The organism is Roseinatronobacter bogoriensis DSM 18756, from assembly GCF_004366635.1.
Classification (GTDB): Bacteria; Pseudomonadota; Alphaproteobacteria; order Rhodobacterales; family Rhodobacteraceae; genus Roseinatronobacter; species Roseinatronobacter bogoriensis.
This window is the reverse complement of record NZ_SORN01000006.1, coordinates 130,744-148,224: the sequence shown is the minus strand read 5'-3', so window position 1 is coordinate 148,224 and position 17,481 is coordinate 130,744. Positions and strand designations below refer to the sequence as shown.

General features: G+C 57.6%; 16 protein-coding genes and 1 pseudogene. 7 read left to right on the top strand and 10 right to left on the bottom strand.

Annotation, left to right across the window (positions count from 1 at the left end; genetic code table 11):
* Positions 1–9 precede the first annotated feature (9 nt).
* The 3 genes from sucD to EV660_RS13575 are packed head-to-tail and all read left to right on the top strand — an operon-like array spanning position 10 to position 3,036.
* Entirely contained in the window at positions 10–906 is an 897-nt protein-coding gene (gene sucD, locus EV660_RS13585) for a succinate--CoA ligase subunit alpha (protein ID WP_071478942.1), read from the top strand.
* Positions 903–1,787, top strand: a complete 885-nt coding sequence (locus tag EV660_RS13580) for an HTD2 family dehydratase (protein ID WP_071478943.1) — start codon at positions 903–905, stop codon at positions 1,785–1,787. The genes sucD and EV660_RS13580 overlap by 4 nt, the downstream gene beginning before the upstream one ends.
* A gap of 4 nt (positions 1,788–1,791) precedes the next feature.
* Positions 1,792–3,036 carry a CoA transferase gene (locus EV660_RS13575; protein ID WP_071478944.1) on the top strand — a complete coding sequence of 415 codons (1,245 nt, stop codon included), beginning with the start codon at positions 1,792–1,794 and terminating at the stop codon, positions 3,034–3,036.
* Between the two features lie 123 nt (positions 3,037–3,159).
* Here the strand turns inward: EV660_RS13575 and EV660_RS13570 are convergent, their stop codons facing one another.
* On the bottom strand, positions 3,160–3,522 hold the full coding sequence (locus tag EV660_RS13570) for a putative pterin-binding protein (RefSeq protein WP_134014019.1): 363 nt from the start codon (positions 3,520–3,522) through the stop codon (positions 3,160–3,162).
* A 700-nt stretch (positions 3,523–4,222) separates the two neighbouring features.
* On the opposite strand from EV660_RS13570, the gene EV660_RS13565 reads away from it, so the two are divergent.
* Positions 4,223–6,427: a hybrid sensor histidine kinase/response regulator gene (locus tag EV660_RS13565; RefSeq protein ID WP_168800316.1), complete on the top strand. Its 2,205-nt coding sequence runs from the start codon at positions 4,223–4,225 to the stop codon at positions 6,425–6,427.
* Between the two features lie 116 nt (positions 6,428–6,543).
* Here EV660_RS13565 and EV660_RS13560 read toward each other — a convergent pair whose 3' ends face one another.
* Positions 6,544–6,750 (bottom strand): cold-shock protein, encoded by a 207-nt coding sequence (locus tag EV660_RS13560; RefSeq protein ID WP_071468711.1) that lies wholly within the window; start codon positions 6,748–6,750, stop codon positions 6,544–6,546.
* Positions 6,751–6,923: 173 nt separating this feature from the next.
* Entirely contained in the window at positions 6,924–7,829 is a 906-nt protein-coding gene (locus EV660_RS13555) for a DMT family transporter (protein WP_071478947.1), read from the bottom strand.
* Positions 7,830–7,983: 154 nt separating this feature from the next.
* On the opposite strand from EV660_RS13555, the gene EV660_RS13550 reads away from it, so the two are divergent.
* A complete protein-coding gene (locus EV660_RS13550) occupies positions 7,984–8,181 on the top strand; it encodes a CsbD family protein (RefSeq protein WP_071478948.1) in 198 nt (65 codons plus the stop codon).
* 435 nt (positions 8,182–8,616) lie between these two features.
* On the opposite strand, the gene EV660_RS13545 is transcribed toward EV660_RS13550, so the two are convergent.
* Complete coding sequence (locus EV660_RS13545) at positions 8,617–9,786, bottom strand: AI-2E family transporter (protein ID WP_157798913.1); 1,170 nt, start codon at positions 9,784–9,786, stop codon at positions 8,617–8,619.
* Positions 9,787–9,924: 138 nt separating this feature from the next.
* On the opposite strand from EV660_RS13545, the gene EV660_RS13540 reads away from it, so the two are divergent.
* Complete coding sequence (locus EV660_RS13540) at positions 9,925–11,217, top strand: phospholipase D-like domain-containing protein (protein WP_168800314.1); 1,293 nt, start codon at positions 9,925–9,927, stop codon at positions 11,215–11,217.
* Positions 11,218–11,239: 22 nt separating this feature from the next.
* Here the strand turns inward: EV660_RS13540 and EV660_RS19100 are convergent.
* A pseudogene (locus EV660_RS19100) lies at positions 11,240–11,353 on the bottom strand (NepR family anti-sigma factor); the annotation flags it as partial.
* Between the two features lie 232 nt (positions 11,354–11,585).
* On the opposite strand from EV660_RS19100, the gene EV660_RS13535 reads away from it, so the two are divergent.
* A complete protein-coding gene (locus EV660_RS13535; RefSeq protein ID WP_071478950.1) occupies positions 11,586–11,858 on the top strand; it encodes a hypothetical protein in 273 nt (90 codons plus the stop codon).
* A 230-nt stretch (positions 11,859–12,088) separates the two neighbouring features.
* Here the strand turns inward: EV660_RS13535 and EV660_RS13530 are convergent, their stop codons facing one another.
* Genes EV660_RS13530 through EV660_RS13510 form a run of 5 tightly spaced genes read right to left on the bottom strand, consistent with a single transcriptional unit; the run spans position 12,089 to position 16,812 of the window.
* Complete coding sequence (locus EV660_RS13530; protein ID WP_071478951.1) at positions 12,089–12,388, bottom strand: hypothetical protein; 300 nt, start codon at positions 12,386–12,388, stop codon at positions 12,089–12,091.
* The gene (ctaD, locus tag EV660_RS13525; RefSeq protein ID WP_071478952.1) at positions 12,385–14,919 is read right to left on the bottom strand and encodes a cytochrome c oxidase subunit I; all 2,535 of its coding nucleotides are present in this window, start codon (positions 14,917–14,919) and stop codon (positions 12,385–12,387) included. The genes EV660_RS13530 and ctaD overlap by 4 nt, the downstream gene beginning before the upstream one ends.
* Positions 14,916–15,596 carry a cytochrome c oxidase subunit II gene (coxB, locus tag EV660_RS13520; RefSeq protein WP_071478953.1) on the bottom strand — a complete coding sequence of 227 codons (681 nt, stop codon included), beginning with the start codon at positions 15,594–15,596 and terminating at the stop codon, positions 14,916–14,918. Before coxB ends, ctaD begins: the two co-directional genes overlap by 4 nt.
* A complete protein-coding gene (locus tag EV660_RS13515) occupies positions 15,593–16,099 on the bottom strand; it encodes a CopD family protein (RefSeq protein WP_071478954.1) in 507 nt (168 codons plus the stop codon). Before EV660_RS13515 ends, coxB begins: the two co-directional genes overlap by 4 nt.
* On the bottom strand, positions 16,096–16,812 hold the full coding sequence (locus EV660_RS13510; RefSeq protein ID WP_071478955.1) for a cytochrome c oxidase assembly protein: 717 nt from the start codon (positions 16,810–16,812) through the stop codon (positions 16,096–16,098). The genes EV660_RS13515 and EV660_RS13510 overlap by 4 nt, the downstream gene beginning before the upstream one ends.
* Positions 16,813–17,481 lie beyond the last annotated feature (669 nt).

Below are 17,481 nucleotides of genomic sequence, written 5' to 3'. Positions count from 1 at the left end.
AGCACGCAAATGTCCATTCTAATCCAGAAAGACACCCGTATCATCGTTCAGGGCATGTCAGGGCGCATTGGCCAGTTCCATGCCGAAGACATGATCAAGAACGGCACCAATGTCGTGGGCGGCGTAACCCCCGGTCGGGGCGGCGAAACCGTGCTGGGACGCCCGATCTTCAACACCGTGGCAGAGGCGGTCGAGGCTGTGGGGGCGCAAGCCTCGCTGGTATTTGTCCCGCCTCCCGGCGCCGCTGATGCGATCATGGAAGCGGCCGAAGCGGGGCTGGAATTCGCGGTTTGCGTGACCGATGGCATCCCGTCGCAGGACATGATGAAGGTCAAACGCTTCCTGCGCCGCTTCCCGGCTGCGCGCAAAATGCGCTTCATCGGGCCGAACTGCGCGGGCGTCATCTCTCCCGGCAAGGGGTTCATGGGCATCATGCCCCCCGCTATCTACCTGCCCGGTCGTGTGGGCATCGTGGGGCGTTCCGGCACCTTGGGCTATGAGGCCGCAAGCCAGATGAAAGCGCTTGGGATTGGCGTGTCCACGTCCGTGGGTATTGGCGGCGATCCGATCAACGGGTCGAGCTTCCGCGATATTCTGGAACTGTTCGAGAATGACCCCGAAACGGATGCGGTGATGATGATTGGCGAAATTGGCGGCCCGCAAGAGGCTGAGGCCGCCGCCTATGCGCGCGATCACATGACCAAACCTGTCGTGGCCTATATCGCGGGCCTGTCGGCACCCAAGGGCCGCAAGATGGGCCATGCGGGGGCGATCATTTCTGCCTTTGGTGAAAGCGCGCAGGAAAAAGTGGAAATCCTGTCTGCCGCAGGAATAACGGTTGCGCCGACACCGTCCGCGATGGGCGAAACCATTGCCAAGGTGTTGGGCGTGAGGCAGGCCGCATGAGCAAAACCGAAAGCGGCCTGACTGGTGACGCTGCCACGCCCGAACAGGCTTCGGCCTGGGTCGGGCGGGTGGAAACCCGCACAGGGGCCGTCAGTCCGGAATTCGCAGGCATGGTGATGGGCGCGCTGGGCCATCCCGCCGCCGCCCAGCCGCCCATTCACACCGGTGCACCCTTGCCGGTGCTGTGGCATTGGGTCGCTTTTCCTGAATTTGTGCCGATTTCGGAAATCGCCACGGACGGCCACCCCAAGCTGGGCGGTTTTCTTCCGCCCTTGCCGTTCAACCGGCGCATGTGGGCGGGGGGCAAGCTGTCTTTCAAGGGCCGTTTCGCGATTGGCGAGGTGATTACCAAGCGCTCTGAAATCCTGAGTGTTGATTTCAAGACAGGCCACACAGGCGATATGGCTTTCGTGCGCGTGGGCCATGACCTGCGCGGCGAGGGTGGCGCGCAAATCCGCGAGGAACAGGATATCGTCTATCTGCCGATCCCCGACAGTTTCCGCGCGCCGCGTGCCATCCCGGCCCCGGACGCGCCGATTTTCAGCGAGGCGGTCGAGGTCGGCCCGGTGCGGCTGTTTCGCTATTCGGCGGCCACTTATAACGCGCATCGCATCCATTACGACCGCGATTATGCGACCGGGGCGGAGCGCTATCCGGGCCTTGTCGTGCATGGGCCAATGCAGGCAACGCTGCTGATGGAAGCCGCGATGCGCCACACCGGCGCTGTGCCCACGCGGTTCAGCTTCCGCGGGGTGCATCCGATGTTTGACGGCACGCTCTCGCTTCAGGCTGAACAGGATGGGGCGGGCGCGCTGAAGCTTTGCACTGTGGCCGAAGCTGGCCATCAAGGGCTGCAAGCCCGCTTCGAATGGGAGGCATAAGGTTATGGGAATTCTCAAAGGTATGCGCGTGGTCGAGGGCTCTGCCTTCGTGGCGATCCCGCTGGCGGGCATGACGCTGGCGCAGATGGGGGCCGAAGTCATCCGCTTTGACCGGATCGAAGGGGGGCTGGATGCCGCGCGCTGGCCGGTCACCGAGGATGGGCAAAGCCTGTTCTGGGCAGGGCTGAACAAGGGCAAGAAATCCGTCGCGGTGGATATGAAATCCCCCAAGGGGCGCGAGTTGATCACGCGGATCATCACCGCGCCGGGCGAGGATGCCGGGCTGTTCCTCACCAATCTGCGCGTGCGCGGCTGGATGGACCATGAGACCCTTTCGCGCCATCGCGACGATCTGGTGATGGTGGCGCTCTTGGGCGACCGGCATGGGCGCGCGGCGGTGGATTATTCCGTAAACCCATCCCTTGGCTTTCCCACGGCGACCGGGCCGGAGGGTTCCACCGAACCTGTCGCCCATGTGCTGCCTGCGTGGGACTGCATCGCGGGCAATATGGCGGTGACAGCGCTCCTGGCAGCGGAACGTCACCGGCTGCGCACAGGGCAGGGGCAGGAAGTGCTGTTCTCGCTGAAAGATGCAGCGGCGGCGATGCTGGGCAATCTGGGGATTATCGGCGAAGTGGCGGTGAATGGCACCGACCGACCCAAATATGGCAATGCGCTTTATGGCGGCTATGGGCAAGATTTCATCTGCGCCGATGGCGCGCGCGTCATGGTGATCGGTCTGACTGACCGGCAATGGCGCGGGCTGGTGAAGGCCACCGGCATGGTCGAGGCGATGGCGGCGCTGGAAGCGCGTCTGGGCGAGAGCCTTGCGCGGGAAGGCGCGCGGTTCCGGCATCGCGCGGCGATCACAGAGGTGCTTGCGCCCTTCTTTGCCGCCCGCAAGGTCGAGGATTTCGCCAAGGCGTTTGACACAGGCGGGGTCACCTGGTCGCAGTTTCGCAGCTTTGCGGAAGCGGTGCGCGAAGACCCTGACCTGTCCACTGAGAACCCGATGTTCCACATGCTGGAACAGCCGGGGATCGGCAGCTACCCGACTCCGGCGTCACCGCTGTCATTTTCCGAGATCGCACGGCAGGCCCCAAACCCGGCCCCGGCGCTGGGCGCGCATACCGAAGAGGTGCTTGCCGATGTGGCAGGTCTGCAAAGCGGCGAAATCGGTGCGTTGTTTGACGAGGGTGTCGTCACGGGCCCTCGACGGCATCCTGCATGGGTAAAGGCAGCGGAATAAAGAACAGGGGGGGGCTATCCGTCTGTTGTCTTGTCGTGGAAGTCATATTGCTTGTGCGTGAAACGACCAAATGTGATGCGCCTATGCAACGGCAGTGTCACACAGCGCGCATGACGTTTTGTGTTATTGCAGGATGTCTATTCTGAAAAGCTGCCAGATACTGCGCGACAGCATCGCATCGGTCGTGAAGCTGTCATTGTCATCGAATGGAAAGATCAGCCAGAAAGGGCCTTTGTCCCGAACGGACATCAATGCGCCATTTCGTTCATAGGCGACGATCGGAATGCTTTCAGTCATCAGATCGGATGGCATTGTCACGACATAATCATTCACAGCCGTCAGGCGCAGTTCAAATGCGCCATCCATGTCGGGCAATAATGCCGCAAGCGGTACACCGCGAAATTCTTGCAGACCATCGGTCCAAGGGGTTGTCGTGTTCACGATGACCACTTGCATCGACTTCAATTCTGACAGGTCGTATGTCATGAAAGCAGAACTGGATGGTCCCGTCACGGTCAGCTTTCGAAAATCGGAAGCCGCAGGCAAGAAGAGCATTGCCAAAAAAAACAGGCAAATAGACTGAAGCCTCAGCGGCATGTGATTTTTCGCTATCCACGGCCCTCGCATGTCGCTGCATTCCTTTGATTCATCCTGACGAAAACATCGCCATAGATTATAGTGTCCCATATCTACACGTCACATGTTAATAATTCGGTGCCTCAGACAACTTTATATCTTTCACGTTATCTCAACACCAATGAGCGTATAAAGGTTAAAGCTTTCTGTTTCTGTCAATTTACGAATATTTTTCAAATTTGACATCCATGATTCTGGTATAGAAAAGTTAACGGCGGTTTTTCGCCACTAAGTTCTTTGTCAATTCCTGTTGTTTTCATGATATTTGGCTATCAAGCTGGGTATGTTGTCGCAGCTTGTGTTTGATGGTATATTCAAACATGTTGACGGTTGCGCTTAATATATGTTTCTATCAGTCAAGTTTATGAGTGAGTATGTTCTTAAACGATTTTCCCTGTTCGCTCTTATGTTCTTTGTTCTTCTAAAGTACCTTTCGCTGTTGCAGATAGATAGGTGTTGATGGCGACGCAAGCGAATGACAGGCCTGATCTGGCTGCATCGGTCATGTATGAGAAATCACATGAATAAACATGTCGCAGGCCTGCAGAGGATGAAACCGAGCAAACTGACAACGCTCGGCCTGTGGTTCGTTACAAGCGTTTTCTTGCTTTGCAGCGTGTTTGTTCTGATCTGGCTGGCCTATCAGATAGATGAAAGGTTCGCCGAGCTCAGGTCCACAGGGGCTGACAACGCCTATTGGTCTGCGAGCCAGGCTGAGGTGGATGTGCAGCGGCTGCGCATTGCCGTGATGACAGCGCAGAACGCCCCGTCTGAAGACAATCTTGCCGCGCTCCGGCTGCGTTACGACATACTTTTCAGTCGCAGTCAGGTCATGACCAATGGCGCAGTCGGACAGGCTATCCGGCATGCGCAGCAGCAAACCGCTAGTGTTTTTCCGGTGCCTGAATTTCTCGAAACATATCTGGACGTGATTGATAGCCCGGATGCTGACTTATTGGCCGTACTGCCCCGGATGGAAGAAGAACTGAGCGAGCTATCCGATGCGACCCGGGCATTCGCCCTTGATGTCATGCATTTCTTCAATGCAGACGCGGATGAAAAGCGCGAGGGGCTGGCAAGCTTGCAGCGCAACGCCACTCTTGTAACCTATCTGATGATTGTTGCCTTCTCGCTGATGACAACGGCCCTTGCTTTCCAGCTCTTGCGCCGAATGCGTGCAGAGTTGCTTTTGATGCAGCGTAATCGGCAGTTGGAAGTTTCTGAAAAGGAAACTCAAAAGGCCCGGATGCAGTTGCTGTCAGCGATTGAGGCGCTGGAGGATGGGTTCGTCATTTTCGATGCAGATGAAAGACTGGTGGCGGCGAATAGTCGTTATCATGAAATTTTTGCAGGGCTGTCTGATATCTTGCGTCCGGGCGTTTCCTTTCAGGAATTGATCAGGTTTGCGGCACATTCAGGTCTGGTCGCAGATTCAGCAGGACGAGAGGAAGAGTGGATCGAACAAAGGCTGGCGCAGTTCAGGCGCGCCGATGGTCCGGCAGAACACCGGACAGTTGATGGTCGCTACATACGCTACTACGAGAAAGCGACGCCAGATGGTGGGCGTGTTGGGCTGCGGACGGATGTAACAGCGATATATGCTGCACGTGAACAAGCCGAAGCGGCGAATAGGGCGAAATCTGCCTTTCTGGCCAATATGAGTCACGAAATTCGCACGCCGATGAATGGCATTCTTGGTATGGCGGAAATCTTATCGCAAACGAAACTGGATGAAAATCAGGTTCAGATGCTGGAAACGATCCGCTCCTCGGGTGATGCCTTGTTGACGGTGATCAATGACATTCTGGACCTTGCGCGGATCGAGGCGGGCAAACTGACCTTTTCTGAACATCCTTTCGTGCTTGCCGATCTGTTACAACGTCTGGAACGCTTGCATGGCGCGAATGCACGGCTAAAAGGGCTGAAGATGGAATTGTCCCTTGGTCCGGGGTTGGATCAGCCGCGCTTTGGCGATGATGGGAAATTGGCCCAGATCCTTGGCAACCTGATCGGGAATGCAGTCAAGTTCACCGATACCGGCGAGGTTCGCATAGACGCGGAAGCTTGCGATGCGCATACAGTTTTGTTTCGCATCAGTGATACAGGGCTTGGTATGACCGAAAGCCAGATTCAGCGCGTCTTCAACGAATTCGAACAGGCGGATAATTCGGTGACGCGCCGTTTCGGAGGGTCGGGGCTGGGGCTGGCGATTGTGCGTAAACTGGTGGAATTGATGGATGGTGATCTACATATCTCCAGCACGCCCGGAATTGGCACCGAGGTAGAGTTGCGCCTTCCATTTCCATATGCCGATCTGGAAACTGAACGGGCCGTTGGCCGCGCGGCCACGGTTACATCTTTGCGCAAAGGGCTGAAGGTGCTTGTGGCAGAGGATAATCGAACCAATGCCACAATTCTTGCGGCGATGCTGAAACGCCTTGGGGTGGAAGCTGAATTCGTGACCAACGGGCAAGAGGCCTGTGATATATGGCACCCTGGCAAGTTCGACGTGCTATTATTCGATATTTCTATGCCCGTCATGGATGGAATAGATGCATTGGGTGCAATTCGGGCGCGCGCCTTGCAATCGGGTGGCGCTGCGCCGCGCGCCGTGGCCGCGACGGCCAATGTGATGCAGGATCAGGTCGCGACTTATTTGCGATCCGGATTCAGTGCCGTGTTGAGCAAGCCCTATAAACTCGCTGAGTTGCATGACATTCTGAGTGCTTTGTCCGAGGATCAGGCCGCAGAGTGATGTCGGCATTGCAGGCAGATAAGGCGGGATGCCCGGCCCCTTGATCATAGGCATAAAAAAACGGAGGTGGCTTGCGCCACCCCCGTCTATTTTCGTCTTGGGAACTGAACTTACGTTCAGGCCAGAACGAGGTTCGTCGCGGATTCACGACCATTGCGGTCGCTTTCCAGATCAAACTGTACGGCCTGACCATCATCCAGCTGGCGAATGCCAGCGCGCTCCAGAGCGGATACGTGGACGAAAACGTCCTTCGAGCCATGCTCGGGCGCGATGAAGCCGAAGCCTTTAGTTGCGTTAAACCATTTCACGGTGCCTTTAGCCATCGTGATATCTCCTTATATATTGCCACCCGCTGAATTGCGGTGACTTGGCTCAGTGTCGTCAGAGTCGCAACTGAAGCCGAAAGGAGACAGAAGATCGAATGAAGAAGCTTTGCCCAACCTACATGACGTGCATCGCTCAATAATACAAGGGGGTCAGGAAAATAAAGCTGCGCCTATTTAGGGCGTGTCGGGATATGTGTCACGCTTTGCCGGTGTTCGCGCAGCAAGATGATGACACCGCTGAGCACAATAATCGCCGCGCCTGCGATTGTGGACACGCCCGGAATGTCACTCCAGATCAGCCAGCCCAGTCCAGTTGCCCAGATCAGCGCGGTATAGTCAAACGGTGCCACGACTGCCGCAGGGGCCAGCCGGAACGCCTGCCCGATAAGCGTAAGCCCAAGGCTGCCAAAACAGGCGATTGCCAAGAACAGCCCCAGATCGGCGGGTTGGAGCGGTTGCCAGAATGCAAGCGCCAACGGTGCAGCGTATAGCATGGGGAACAGCATGGCGAAGAGCATCATGGTCCACAGTCTTTCGCCCCGTCCTATCCAGCGCGCGGTCATCATGAAAATCGCATAGCACAGCGCCGTGCCGACAGGCAGCATCGAGGCCATTTGAAATGTCGCCCCGCCCGGCTGCACGATTACCAACACACCGACAAACCCCAACAGCACAGCACTCCACCGTTTCCAGCCCACGCGTTCGCCCAGAAGCGGTACCGAGAGCGCCGTTATGAAAATCGGCGCAGAAAAGACGAGCGCGGTTGCCTCTGCCAGTGGCAAGTAGATCAGGCCGGTAAAATACAGCCACGCCCCGATGACCATCAGCAAACCGCGCAGCGCATGGAGCCGGATGTGATTGCTGCGCAAGGCTTGCGGACCCAGCAGCCCAAAAATCAGCGCGGCTATGATTGGCACAGCGATCAGGTTTCGCAGGAAGATGATCTGGATCGGGGGGTATCTGTCGGTCAGCACCTTGGCCACGGCATCATTGGCCACAAGAAATGCGACACCTGCGCAGATGGCCAGAATTGCCAAAGGTAATTCTCGGGCGTTCAAGGGGGCGGTGGGGTGCATTTCTGCCTCTGGTCTGAGTCTTGGTAGCACCCGACTATCAGATGGCGCATCCGAATTCGAGTGCAGCACATGACTCTGGCCTGCTCAGAAACAGCGGAACCGGGCGCGCGGCACGGCGTTATTGAAGTAGACTTGATTTGAAAAGGAGAGTTGCATGAACTGGGACCAGATTGAAGGTAAATGGAAGCAGATGAAAGGGTCAGCCAAGGACCAATGGGGCAAGCTGACTGATGATGATCTGGATCAGGCTGAAGGCAAGCGCGACAAGCTTGTCGGCAAAATCCAGGAGAAATACGGGATTGCCAAGGAAGAGGCCGAAAAGCAGGTCGAAGACTGGTCATCCAAAAGTTAACAATAAAGGGCGCTGCCAATGGCAGCGCTTTTTTTTGATCTAGTGCTCTGCACCTGATGAATGGTTCCCGAGCCCATGCGATGCGTTTGCCAGTGGCGGTTATGCGGGGCTCTGCAGACGGTCAGTTGCGCGGAATCAAGGCCGAAGGCCGCCGCGACTCAAAGGGCCGCCCCCACGGCACGGCGATTTGGCTGCCCCAAGCGCAAATATCTGATCTTTCGCGGATTTGGCCAGTATAAAGCGCTACAGATTTGACCGTGGATCGCCGCACCGCGGCCCGACGCTGCGCGGCTTCGCGCTAACATCGACCGTCCGCAATGCCCTCCAAGCAGTCATAGGGTATCTTGTGTAAGGCGCAAAAACTAGCATCTAAGTTAAAGCGTCAAAATGTGGCTCCCAGGAACTTGCTAGCCTACTTCTCGCGCTTGGTGCCTTTCAATCCGCCTTGCGCGCCCCCTTGATGACACGCACAGGATCACCCGACAAAAGATTTGCAAAGATGCGCCATTGCGGAATCTGCTCGGCTATCACCCGCAACGCAACCAGAATGGGCACGGCTATCAGCATCCCCAGAAACGACCACATCCACGCCCAGAATGCGACAGACAGGAAAACAAGCGCTGTATTCATGCGCAGCCTGCGCGCCAGAAAGGCGGGCGTGATCAACTGCCCCTCAATCGATGTCAGCAACAGATACACGCCTGCGACCAGCAGCATGCTGGACAATGTGTCAAACCACAACAACGCCACCAGTGATGCCAGAATGATGCCCATCACTGCCCCCAGATAGGGGATGAAATTCAGCAAGAAGGCGAGAACGGCGAAAAGCAGGGGCACAGGCATGCCCAGTGCCCACATCGCAAGGCCAATGCTGACCCCGAGTCCCGCATTGATTACCGCCACCGTCCCTAAATAGCCGCCAAGGTTGCGCTCGACCTCTCGCAAGGCGGTCAGGGCCGCGCGCTTTCCGGCAAAGCCGTCGAAACTCTGGATGATCTTGAGGTAAATCAGGTCGCTGGAAGATAGCAGAAAGAACAGCAGAACAAGCGCAAAGATCACCTGCGCGACGATGGCTGGTGTCTCGGTCAGGTATAAAAGAGCACCGCTCAGGGTGTTCATTAGCAGGTCATCTTCTTCCTCTTCGCCATTGGTCGCCTCTTCAATCGCAGAGGCGGGGCGCAGTTGGGGGATGTCATTTTCAGCACCAGCGCGGAAATTCTGGATGATGGCCAGAAATACATCGCGCGCCGCTTCTATCCGTGCGGTAAGGTCACGCACGATTTCGGGAAGGTTATTGGCCACTTCCATCACTGGCCCGCTGAGCAGGAAGAAGATGGATGCAATCCCGACCAGCAACCCCAGCACCAGCGCCGCAGCGGTAAGCGAGCCGGGTAACCCGATGCGCAAAGCGCGCCTTTGCAAGGGAACAAATACGAAGAACAACAGTAGAGCGACAACGACCGGCAACAGAAACTCGCGCGCATATTGGATGGCTGCAAGCAACAGAATGATGAAAATGCCAACTATGGCCGTAGTCGGGGCCGCAGGTTGCTGTATTGTGCCGCCTGGGTCGGATCGACTGAGTTTCGGCGGGACAGGGGGCAAGATTTCATCCGGATTTAGGGCAGGGCCAACGTGTGGGAAACGCGCGGCTCCGCTTGCGGTTCCATGATGCCCCGTAGCGGGAACCGCGCAGGCGGATGGGCGTTTATAGTCAGTTGTTTCCCAAAGCGAGTGCCTTTCATGCCGCGCCTGCCGCACCGGTTCCGTCGAAAACTGCGCGCGACTGTCGCCGCGATCCTCGGGGTTTTTCTATTCTGGTTCTTCCTGATCGCGCTGATGCCCTATCGGCGAGAGTTGCGCCGACCGGTGCCGCCCGGCGCGCCCACAGACAGCCCGCAATTCGCGCGCGATATGGCGGGGCTGTATGGAAGCCCCATTTTGCGTGGCAACCATATCCAGACGCTGGTCAATGGTGACGCAATTTTTGAGGCGATGTTGCAGGCAATCGCACAGGCGCAGCACTCCATCACCTTTGAAACCTATATCTACTGGAGCGGAGAGATTGGCACCCGGTTTTGTGACCTTCTGATTGCGCGCGCGCAAGATGGTCTTGCGGTCAAGGTTCTGATCGACTGGGTGGGTGGGTTGCCAATGGATGACGACCTGATCGAGCGGATGCATCAGGGCGGCGTCGAATTGCGCATGTTTCGCCCAATGCGCCCGCGTACATTGTCGCGGCTGAACAACCGGACTCATCGCAAGGTGCTGGTCATTGACGGCAAGACCGGATTCATCGGTGGCGTGGGCGTGGCAGATGTCTGGATGGGCAATGCACGCAACCCCTCCGAATGGCGCGACACACATTACCGTGTCACCGGGCCAGTTGTGGCGCTGATGCAAAATGCCTTTGCCCATAACTGGGTTGAAGCCAGCGGAGAGGTCTTGCGCGGACGCGAATTTTACCCGCCACTCGAACCTGTCGGCACCTCGGACATCCAGATGGTCAAAAGCAATACAGGCAGCCGGAATGAAATTCATCTGATGTTCATGACGGCCATGGCGTCGGCGCAGCGTCATATCCGGATCTCAACGCCCTATTTCGTGCCGGACAAGGTTGCAATCGCGCAGCTGCTTCAAGCACGTGAACGCGGGGTTCAGGTTGATTTGCTGATTGCTGGCAAACATACTGATTCATGGCTGGTGCGCCGGGTCTCGCGCCTGCCATGGCGTCAATTACTGGCGGCAGGTGTATCTATCCACGAATATGCGCCGACATTCCTGCATGCCAAGATGGTGATCGTCGATGACGCTTGGGTTTCTATCGGTTCGGCCAATTTTGATGAGCGGTCATTTCGCCTGAATGACGAAGCCAATCTCAATGTTTATGACCCGGCTTTTGTGGCCGAACAAATCCAAATCTTTGAAGCAGATTGCGCGCAAGCCTCGCGGGTGAGTGAGGCAGATCTCGATCGGCTAAGCTGGCTTGACCATGCGCAGTCATCGGTTCTGGGGTGGCTTCGTCCACATCTGTAGCGCTTTGTCGCTCTGCCCCATCCAGTTGGCGCAGCAATCGTGCAAGGTTATCCGGCAGCGCCGCTGATTGATCGGTCTGATAAGAGCGACGCAGATTGTCGTCTATGTCGTGCGTCTGAGCATGTGTAAGAGTCATTTTTTTTCTCGGTGTGTTGTTGCGTAGGTGTTGCCGATGAAATGCTTGGACCCCCGGTCGGTTCCGCAACTTCTTCGCATTTTGCACAAGCTGCGACACTGTTGCCACGCTTGGCGTAAGGAACCTGATCGCCATGCGCACGTTGAATAGGCGAATGTCAAAGTTATCAGGCAGGTACTCTGCGCGGGTTGTCGCTTTGACGCGGAAGTAAAAGATAGCGAAAGGACGAGTTATGACCGCTCCTGACACAAATTTGAAAAAACAGAAGAAACGCCATAAAGGGCCGCTTATCGGCATGGCTGTCGCTGTGACCGTTGCGGTCGTGTTCCTGTTGTGGATGTTGTCGCAAAATCTGGTCACCGATACACCAGATACAGATGATCCAACGCCTGCGCAGGCTGGCGAGACGGTTGGACCACCAGCAGAGGGGACTGTGTCTGGTCCTGATGATACTGGGGCACCACAAGTGATAGAGCCTGAACCGGCGCCCGAACCGGCTGATTAAGACGGGGAAGCGCTTTAGAAAAGTTTTTGGCCAGCCCTCGTCAGTCCGACGAGGGCTGTTCACGTTCTGAGAAAAAAACCAGAATTCTGATTTTTCCGGGGAACCAAAGGCAAAAACCATGCGTTTCACAAGTGTTCCTGTCCGGTATCTGGTTTCAAATCCCTCCCGATACCTCTCAGACCTCTCTGCCCGCCTTGTCCGCTCCCTCGTGGCAAGGCGGGCTTTTTCTTTCAGCAGCTGGTTATTATGACAACCGGGAACAGGGTGAATGCGGTCGCAACCAGCCCTGTCCATGTTGCAAGTCTGGGTAGGCGGTCATGCCGCGCTGCCCCTGGACGGGTCAGGCGCAGCAGCGGAATGAAGGCAAGCAGCCCCAAAACCCAAACCCCGATCAGCATTGATTGAGAGAGGGGGGGCAAACCTTCGGGCCCGGGCTGGCCTGCACAAGCCCAGCCGTGCAGCGCATAGACAAGGCTGAAGATCAGCGCCCATAACATCGGGCCAGCGATCAGTTTGCCCAGCCAAGTCATGACAGACCCGCCTGCGCCGCCAGCACCAGAACCGAGATCAGCACCACCACCGACGTGAACCGCTGCCACATCCGCCACGCACCGAATGCGCCTTGGGTTTGCGGGGTAATCTCTTCACGTCGAAACTGGTCAAGAACGAAGGCGGCCATGCAGGCGGCGACCAGAACATGCAGCCCGGCATAGCCCGCAAGCGCTGCGCGCAAGGCGTCGCGCGCATGGATTGTGGGGTCATCCATTTGCGTTATGGCCAGCCATATCAGCACCAGCAGGGAAAGCAGGTTTGACCCCAGACCAATAGCAACGGCGCGCGGTGTATTCGTCTGTGCGCATCTGGCGGCCAGAACAAGAGCGACGCCAATGGCAGCCAGCCCAATTGCACTGTGCAGGCTTTGCGCCGTTGCAACAGGTGGGGCAACGCCGGATGTGACCACCGACAAGAAGGCGACCCCGAACATGAGCGAGGCGAACAATGTGCCATCAGCCACCAGAAATGCGGTCAGGCCGCTCCTGCCAAGGCTTTGTGCGCTGCGGTGATGGACCGGCAAGTGGACCCCCGGCGAGGCTTCGACTTCCCCCAGAACCCCAGCCGGTGCCATGCCTCTGGCCCAAATCCAGATCAGCACTGCCACAGGCATCAGGGAAAGGCCCGCCAATAGATACTGGCTGGCCAGCATCATCAACACAAACACCCCGATACTGGCTGATAGCCAAAGCGGCAGGGCTGTGTTGCCGGGCAGAAGTGCCACATGATGTGGCCGCGCATCGCCCACAGACGTTACCAGCAATTCCCGCCGCCCCCTTGGCGCACCGGCCAGCGCCCCTTCGCCGCGTGCCAGTGCCAGCATTATGTCGCGCGCAGGTTTACCAAGATGTTGCGGTATGGGGAGAGAGGCGAAATTATAGCTGGGCGAAGGGATGGGCATGGCCCAGTCCAGCGTCGGTGCGCGCCACGGGTCGCGGCTTTCGCGCTTTCCAAGCGTGACTTGCAGGATCAGGTCCAGCACGAACATTGCAAAGCCTATGGTCAGTACGAAACTGAAAATGGATGAGGTCAGGTTCAGCCAGACCCATTCGGGGTTGTCTGGATAGACATCCACCCGGCGCGGCATTCCCAACAGTCCGGTCAGGTGCATGATGAAAAACGTGCCATGAAACCCCAGCAGGATCACCCAGAACGCGGCCTCGCCCAGCCCTTTGACGCGGCGTTTGCCGGTGATCAGCGGCAGCCAGTAGGTTGCTGCCGCCATCATCGGGAACACGAAGCCGCCAATCAACACGTAATGCAGATGCGCGGTAACAAAGGCCGTGTCATGGGCCTGCCAGTTAAAGGGTACGATGGCCAGCATCACCCCGGTCAGCCCACCCATCACGAAAGTCAGGAAAAAACCAAGGATATGATACATCGGCAGGTGGAATTGCGGGTGCCCTTTCCACATGGTGCCGATCCACGCAAAAACCTGCACCGCCGTTGGCACCGCCACAAGGACAGAGGCCGCAGAAAAGAACGCCAGCGCCATATGCGGAATGCCCACAGTGAACATATGGTGCACCCAAAGGCCGAAAGACAGGAATACCAGCGCCAATATGGCCGCGACAATCGCCCCGTAGCCCAGAATTGTCGTGCGGCACATGACCGGAATGATCATCGACATTGCACCCGCAGCAGGCAGAAAGATGATATACACCTCCGGGTGGCCAAACAGCCAGAACAGGTGCTGCCACAACAGCGGATCGCCGCCGCGTGTCGGGTCGAAAAATGGCCAGCCAAAGGCGCGCTCCAGCTCCAGCAGGACCGATCCTGCAATGAGGGGTGGAAAGCCCACCAGCATCATGACGCTGGTGCCCAGCATATACCACGCAAATAGCGGCATTTCGGTCAGCCGCATTCCCGGCGCGCGCTGGCGCAGGATGGTGACAGTAATCTCGACCGCCGCCGCAATAGCCGAGATTTCGACAAAGGTTACGCCCAACAGCCAGACATCGGCATTGATGCCGGGGGAATGAGTGGCGTCCGATAGCGGCGTATACATGAACCAGCCGTCATGCGGGGCGACCCCGAACAAAAGCGCGGTCAGCATGATCAGCCCGCCAAACAGATAGCACCAATACCCCAGCGCCGTCAGGCGTGGGAATGCCATGTCCCGCGTGCCCAGCAATTTGGGCAACAGCCATATCCCCAAGCCTTCCAGCATGGGAATGGCAAACAGGAACATCATGATGCTGCCATGCATCGTGAATATCTGGTTATATAGTTCCGTGTCCAGAAACGCGCCCTGATGGGTCGCAAGCTGCGCGCGGATCAGCATGGACAGAATGCCGCCAATGGCAAAGAAAACCAGCGCCGTGCCCATGAACCGCAGGCCCAGCGTGGTGTGGTTCACCGCCGTGATCTGCCCCCATAGCCCGCGGTCATTGCGCCAGACGCGTGTCAGTTCCCGGTGCAGTGCCAAAGCGCGACGGGGAGGGGTGCGCGAGATGGTGAGGGGGGCTGCACGCTCTGCTGCTTCGGGGTCAATCGTGGCATCGGTCATGGTTGGCCCTCCTGACTTGTGGCCCCTTGATCAGACAGGTCTGGGGGCCAGTCTTCGTGGGCCTGCACGGAAAAGCGCATACGCGCATGTCCGGTGCCGCAGAATTCGGCGCAAAGGCCCTCGTATATTCCGGGCGCATCTGCCTCGATACGGGTGCGGTTGGTACGGCCGGGGATGGCGTCCATCTTGCCTGCAAGCTGTGGCACCCAGAAGGAATGGATCACATCCTCCGAGGTGATCAGCACATCTACGGGCTGGCCTGCGGGAATGTGCAGCACGTCAAATGTCCGCTCTTCCTGCGCGTCTGCGCCAGTATGCGTAAACTCCCAGCCCCATTGAAACGCGTGGGCCTGCACAGTCACCGCGCCATCATCACGCGGCAGAATACGCTCTCCGACCCATAACCCCGCGCCCAGAACCGAACTTAGAATCGCCATCGAGAACCACAGGCCCAGCCCATGTGTCCAGAAACGTGCTTGCACCTGACGCGGCTTGCCAAATGCCAACACAAGCAAGACCAGCACGAAGACCGTAATGAACACAGAGCCCACCAGCATTGCCCACCATAGCCATGCAATCTCGGTGGCAATCGGGCCTGATGGGTGCAAGGTCGAAAGCGGGCCATCGCAGGCGGCCAGCGTCAGGGCTGCGATCAGGATCAGGGCAGGGCGGGTCATAGGGGGTCAAACCTGGCCGGGATCTGGTTGCCGCGCGGCTCTAGCAGGAAGGCAGGAAACAGCGCGACAGCGTCTTCAAACGCGGGTTTTGCTAATACCAACCACAGCACCAGACCGATCAAGGGCACCAGCGCCAGAAGTGACAAACCCGCCCTTGGCGTTGCATACATGCCGCGCCCTTCGCCGGCCTGCACGATCAGATGTCCCAGCCATGCGTGCAACAGAACCATGCCACAGACGGCGATCAGCTTGGCAAGCATCCATGCGTCGAGAATTTCCAGGGCAAAGATCAGAATGGTCCCGACGGCTACCGCAATCACGGCGGCAGGCGTCACCACGGCAGTGTAGCTGTAATGTGTCAGCCAGCGAAACTCGGAATATCCAGCTTGCGTGCGCACTTCTGAGCGGCGTCCGTAGATGTGCAGCAATATCGGTAGCAGGATCAGCCCGGCACACCATATTGACAGGGCAATGATATGGGCGGCTTTCAGTATTGCGATCATATCCCCATTTCCCGACGCAAGATCCGATGCGCCATGATCGCGGCCAGGACTGCCACCGGGATCATGCCGGGAACCCACATGATCAGCCCTGCAAGCTGTTGGTCTGCTAGCGCAGAAAGCCCGAAGCGTTCCGCATAGGTCAGATGTTCAAGGTAAAAGGGCCGCTGTGCGAAGGTCAGCACGGCACCCAGCAACCCCATCTGCCCGATCAGGGGAATAAGCCAGATCACATGGTCCAGCTTGCTGCGCCCCAGAACGACTGACCAGAACGCCCATGCCGGAAGGATCAACGCCGCCTGCATCCCCCAATATATCACAGCGCTATCCCATGCCGCACTATAGACCTGAGGCAAGTGCCAAAGCCAGAGCGCGGCTGACAGGGCGATAAAGCTGGTCGAGATTCCGATCTTGCGCAAAGGAAAGGCCACGGCCAATGCCGGTGCCAATACACCAAATACCAGCAGGTGATGAAATGTGCGCGCTGCAAAAAGCGCAACAGTCAAGGCACAGAGCGGTGAAATGAACGCCACAACCGCCGCCCCTGACGCGACGGAAAAGGCTTTTTTCCTGTTCGCGGGTTTGCTGCGCAGCGCATAGGCACCCGTCAGGCCGAGAGCCAGCAGCATAGCGATAAGAAATGGATCAAGATTCCAGGCGGAATACCAATCCGACCATTCCGGGGCGGGGCCGCAATATGGGGACGCCTCACTCATGCCGGATTACGCGTTCCGGGTGTTCTGCGTAGCCAGTCTGTTCCGTGACTTAGAGCCATTGTCACCACGTGTGAGGAATAAAGCCGGGTTCAAAACATTTTGTCGATCACAGAACGCCGAACAGAAACAAAAGAATGATAACGGGAATAGGAACCCCGACAAACCAAAGCAGTATCCCGCGCATTTTGGTACCTCTCCTGTCTTGAGGCGTTCTTACCCCTATCACAGCGACACAACGCGAAAGGCTTGCTCTGGTTCCGCAGCGGATAAAAATTTCCGATGCTGGTCGGGTTGAAGGGTGTACAGAGCTGTGTCTTGCGGCGGGGGATTTATAACCTTGCACCTGACCAAGCTGCCATCCTGAATGTGAAACACCAGCTTTCGGGACAAAGGAGACATAGAGGAGCGCGGAACAAAGGCCGAAGGCCGCCGCGCATCGCCGGGCCGCTCCCACGGCACGGCGATTTGGCTGCTCCAAGCGCTCAGATCATATCTCGCAGGGACTTGGCCAGCATAAAGCGCTACAGATTATGCGGTGGATCGCCGCACCGCGGCCCGACGCTGCGCGGCTTACTGAAACCATCCACCGTCCGCAACGCCCTCCAAGCCGTCCTTGGGTGGCCTGCTTCTGGTCATGCACTCTCAAAACTGTGCATCAATCTGCAACAG

What these genes read in the sequence shown, in the direction of transcription:
- sucD (WP_071478942.1), top strand. Translation starts at nt 10, where the DNA reads ATGTCCATTCTAATCCAGAAAGACACCCGTATCATCGTTCAGGGCATG.
- EV660_RS13580 (WP_071478943.1), top strand. Translation starts at nt 903, where the DNA reads ATGAGCAAAACCGAAAGCGGCCTGACTGGTGACGCTGCCACGCCCGAA.
- EV660_RS13575 (WP_071478944.1), top strand. Translation starts at nt 1,792, where the DNA reads ATGGGAATTCTCAAAGGTATGCGCGTGGTCGAGGGCTCTGCCTTCGTG.
- EV660_RS13570 (WP_134014019.1), bottom strand. Translation starts at nt 3,522, where the DNA reads ATGACATACGACCTGTCAGAATTGAAGTCGATGCAAGTGGTCATCGTG.
- EV660_RS13565 (WP_168800316.1), top strand. Translation starts at nt 4,223, where the DNA reads ATGAAACCGAGCAAACTGACAACGCTCGGCCTGTGGTTCGTTACAAGC.
- EV660_RS13560 (WP_071468711.1), bottom strand. Translation starts at nt 6,750, where the DNA reads ATGGCTAAAGGCACCGTGAAATGGTTTAACGCAACTAAAGGCTTCGGC.
- EV660_RS13555 (WP_071478947.1), bottom strand. Translation starts at nt 7,829, where the DNA reads ATGCACCCCACCGCCCCCTTGAACGCCCGAGAATTACCTTTGGCAATT.
- EV660_RS13550 (WP_071478948.1), top strand. Translation starts at nt 7,984, where the DNA reads ATGAACTGGGACCAGATTGAAGGTAAATGGAAGCAGATGAAAGGGTCA.
- EV660_RS13540 (WP_168800314.1), top strand. Translation starts at nt 9,925, where the DNA reads ATGCCGCGCCTGCCGCACCGGTTCCGTCGAAAACTGCGCGCGACTGTC.
- EV660_RS13535 (WP_071478950.1), top strand. Translation starts at nt 11,586, where the DNA reads ATGACCGCTCCTGACACAAATTTGAAAAAACAGAAGAAACGCCATAAA.
- EV660_RS13530 (WP_071478951.1), bottom strand. Translation starts at nt 12,388, where the DNA reads ATGACTTGGCTGGGCAAACTGATCGCTGGCCCGATGTTATGGGCGCTG.
- ctaD (WP_071478952.1), bottom strand. Translation starts at nt 14,919, where the DNA reads ATGACCGATGCCACGATTGACCCCGAAGCAGCAGAGCGTGCAGCCCCC.
- coxB (WP_071478953.1), bottom strand. Translation starts at nt 15,596, where the DNA reads ATGACCCGCCCTGCCCTGATCCTGATCGCAGCCCTGACGCTGGCCGCC.
- EV660_RS13515 (WP_071478954.1), bottom strand. Translation starts at nt 16,099, where the DNA reads ATGATCGCAATACTGAAAGCCGCCCATATCATTGCCCTGTCAATATGG.
- EV660_RS13510 (WP_071478955.1), bottom strand. Translation starts at nt 16,812, where the DNA reads ATGAGTGAGGCGTCCCCATATTGCGGCCCCGCCCCGGAATGGTCGGAT.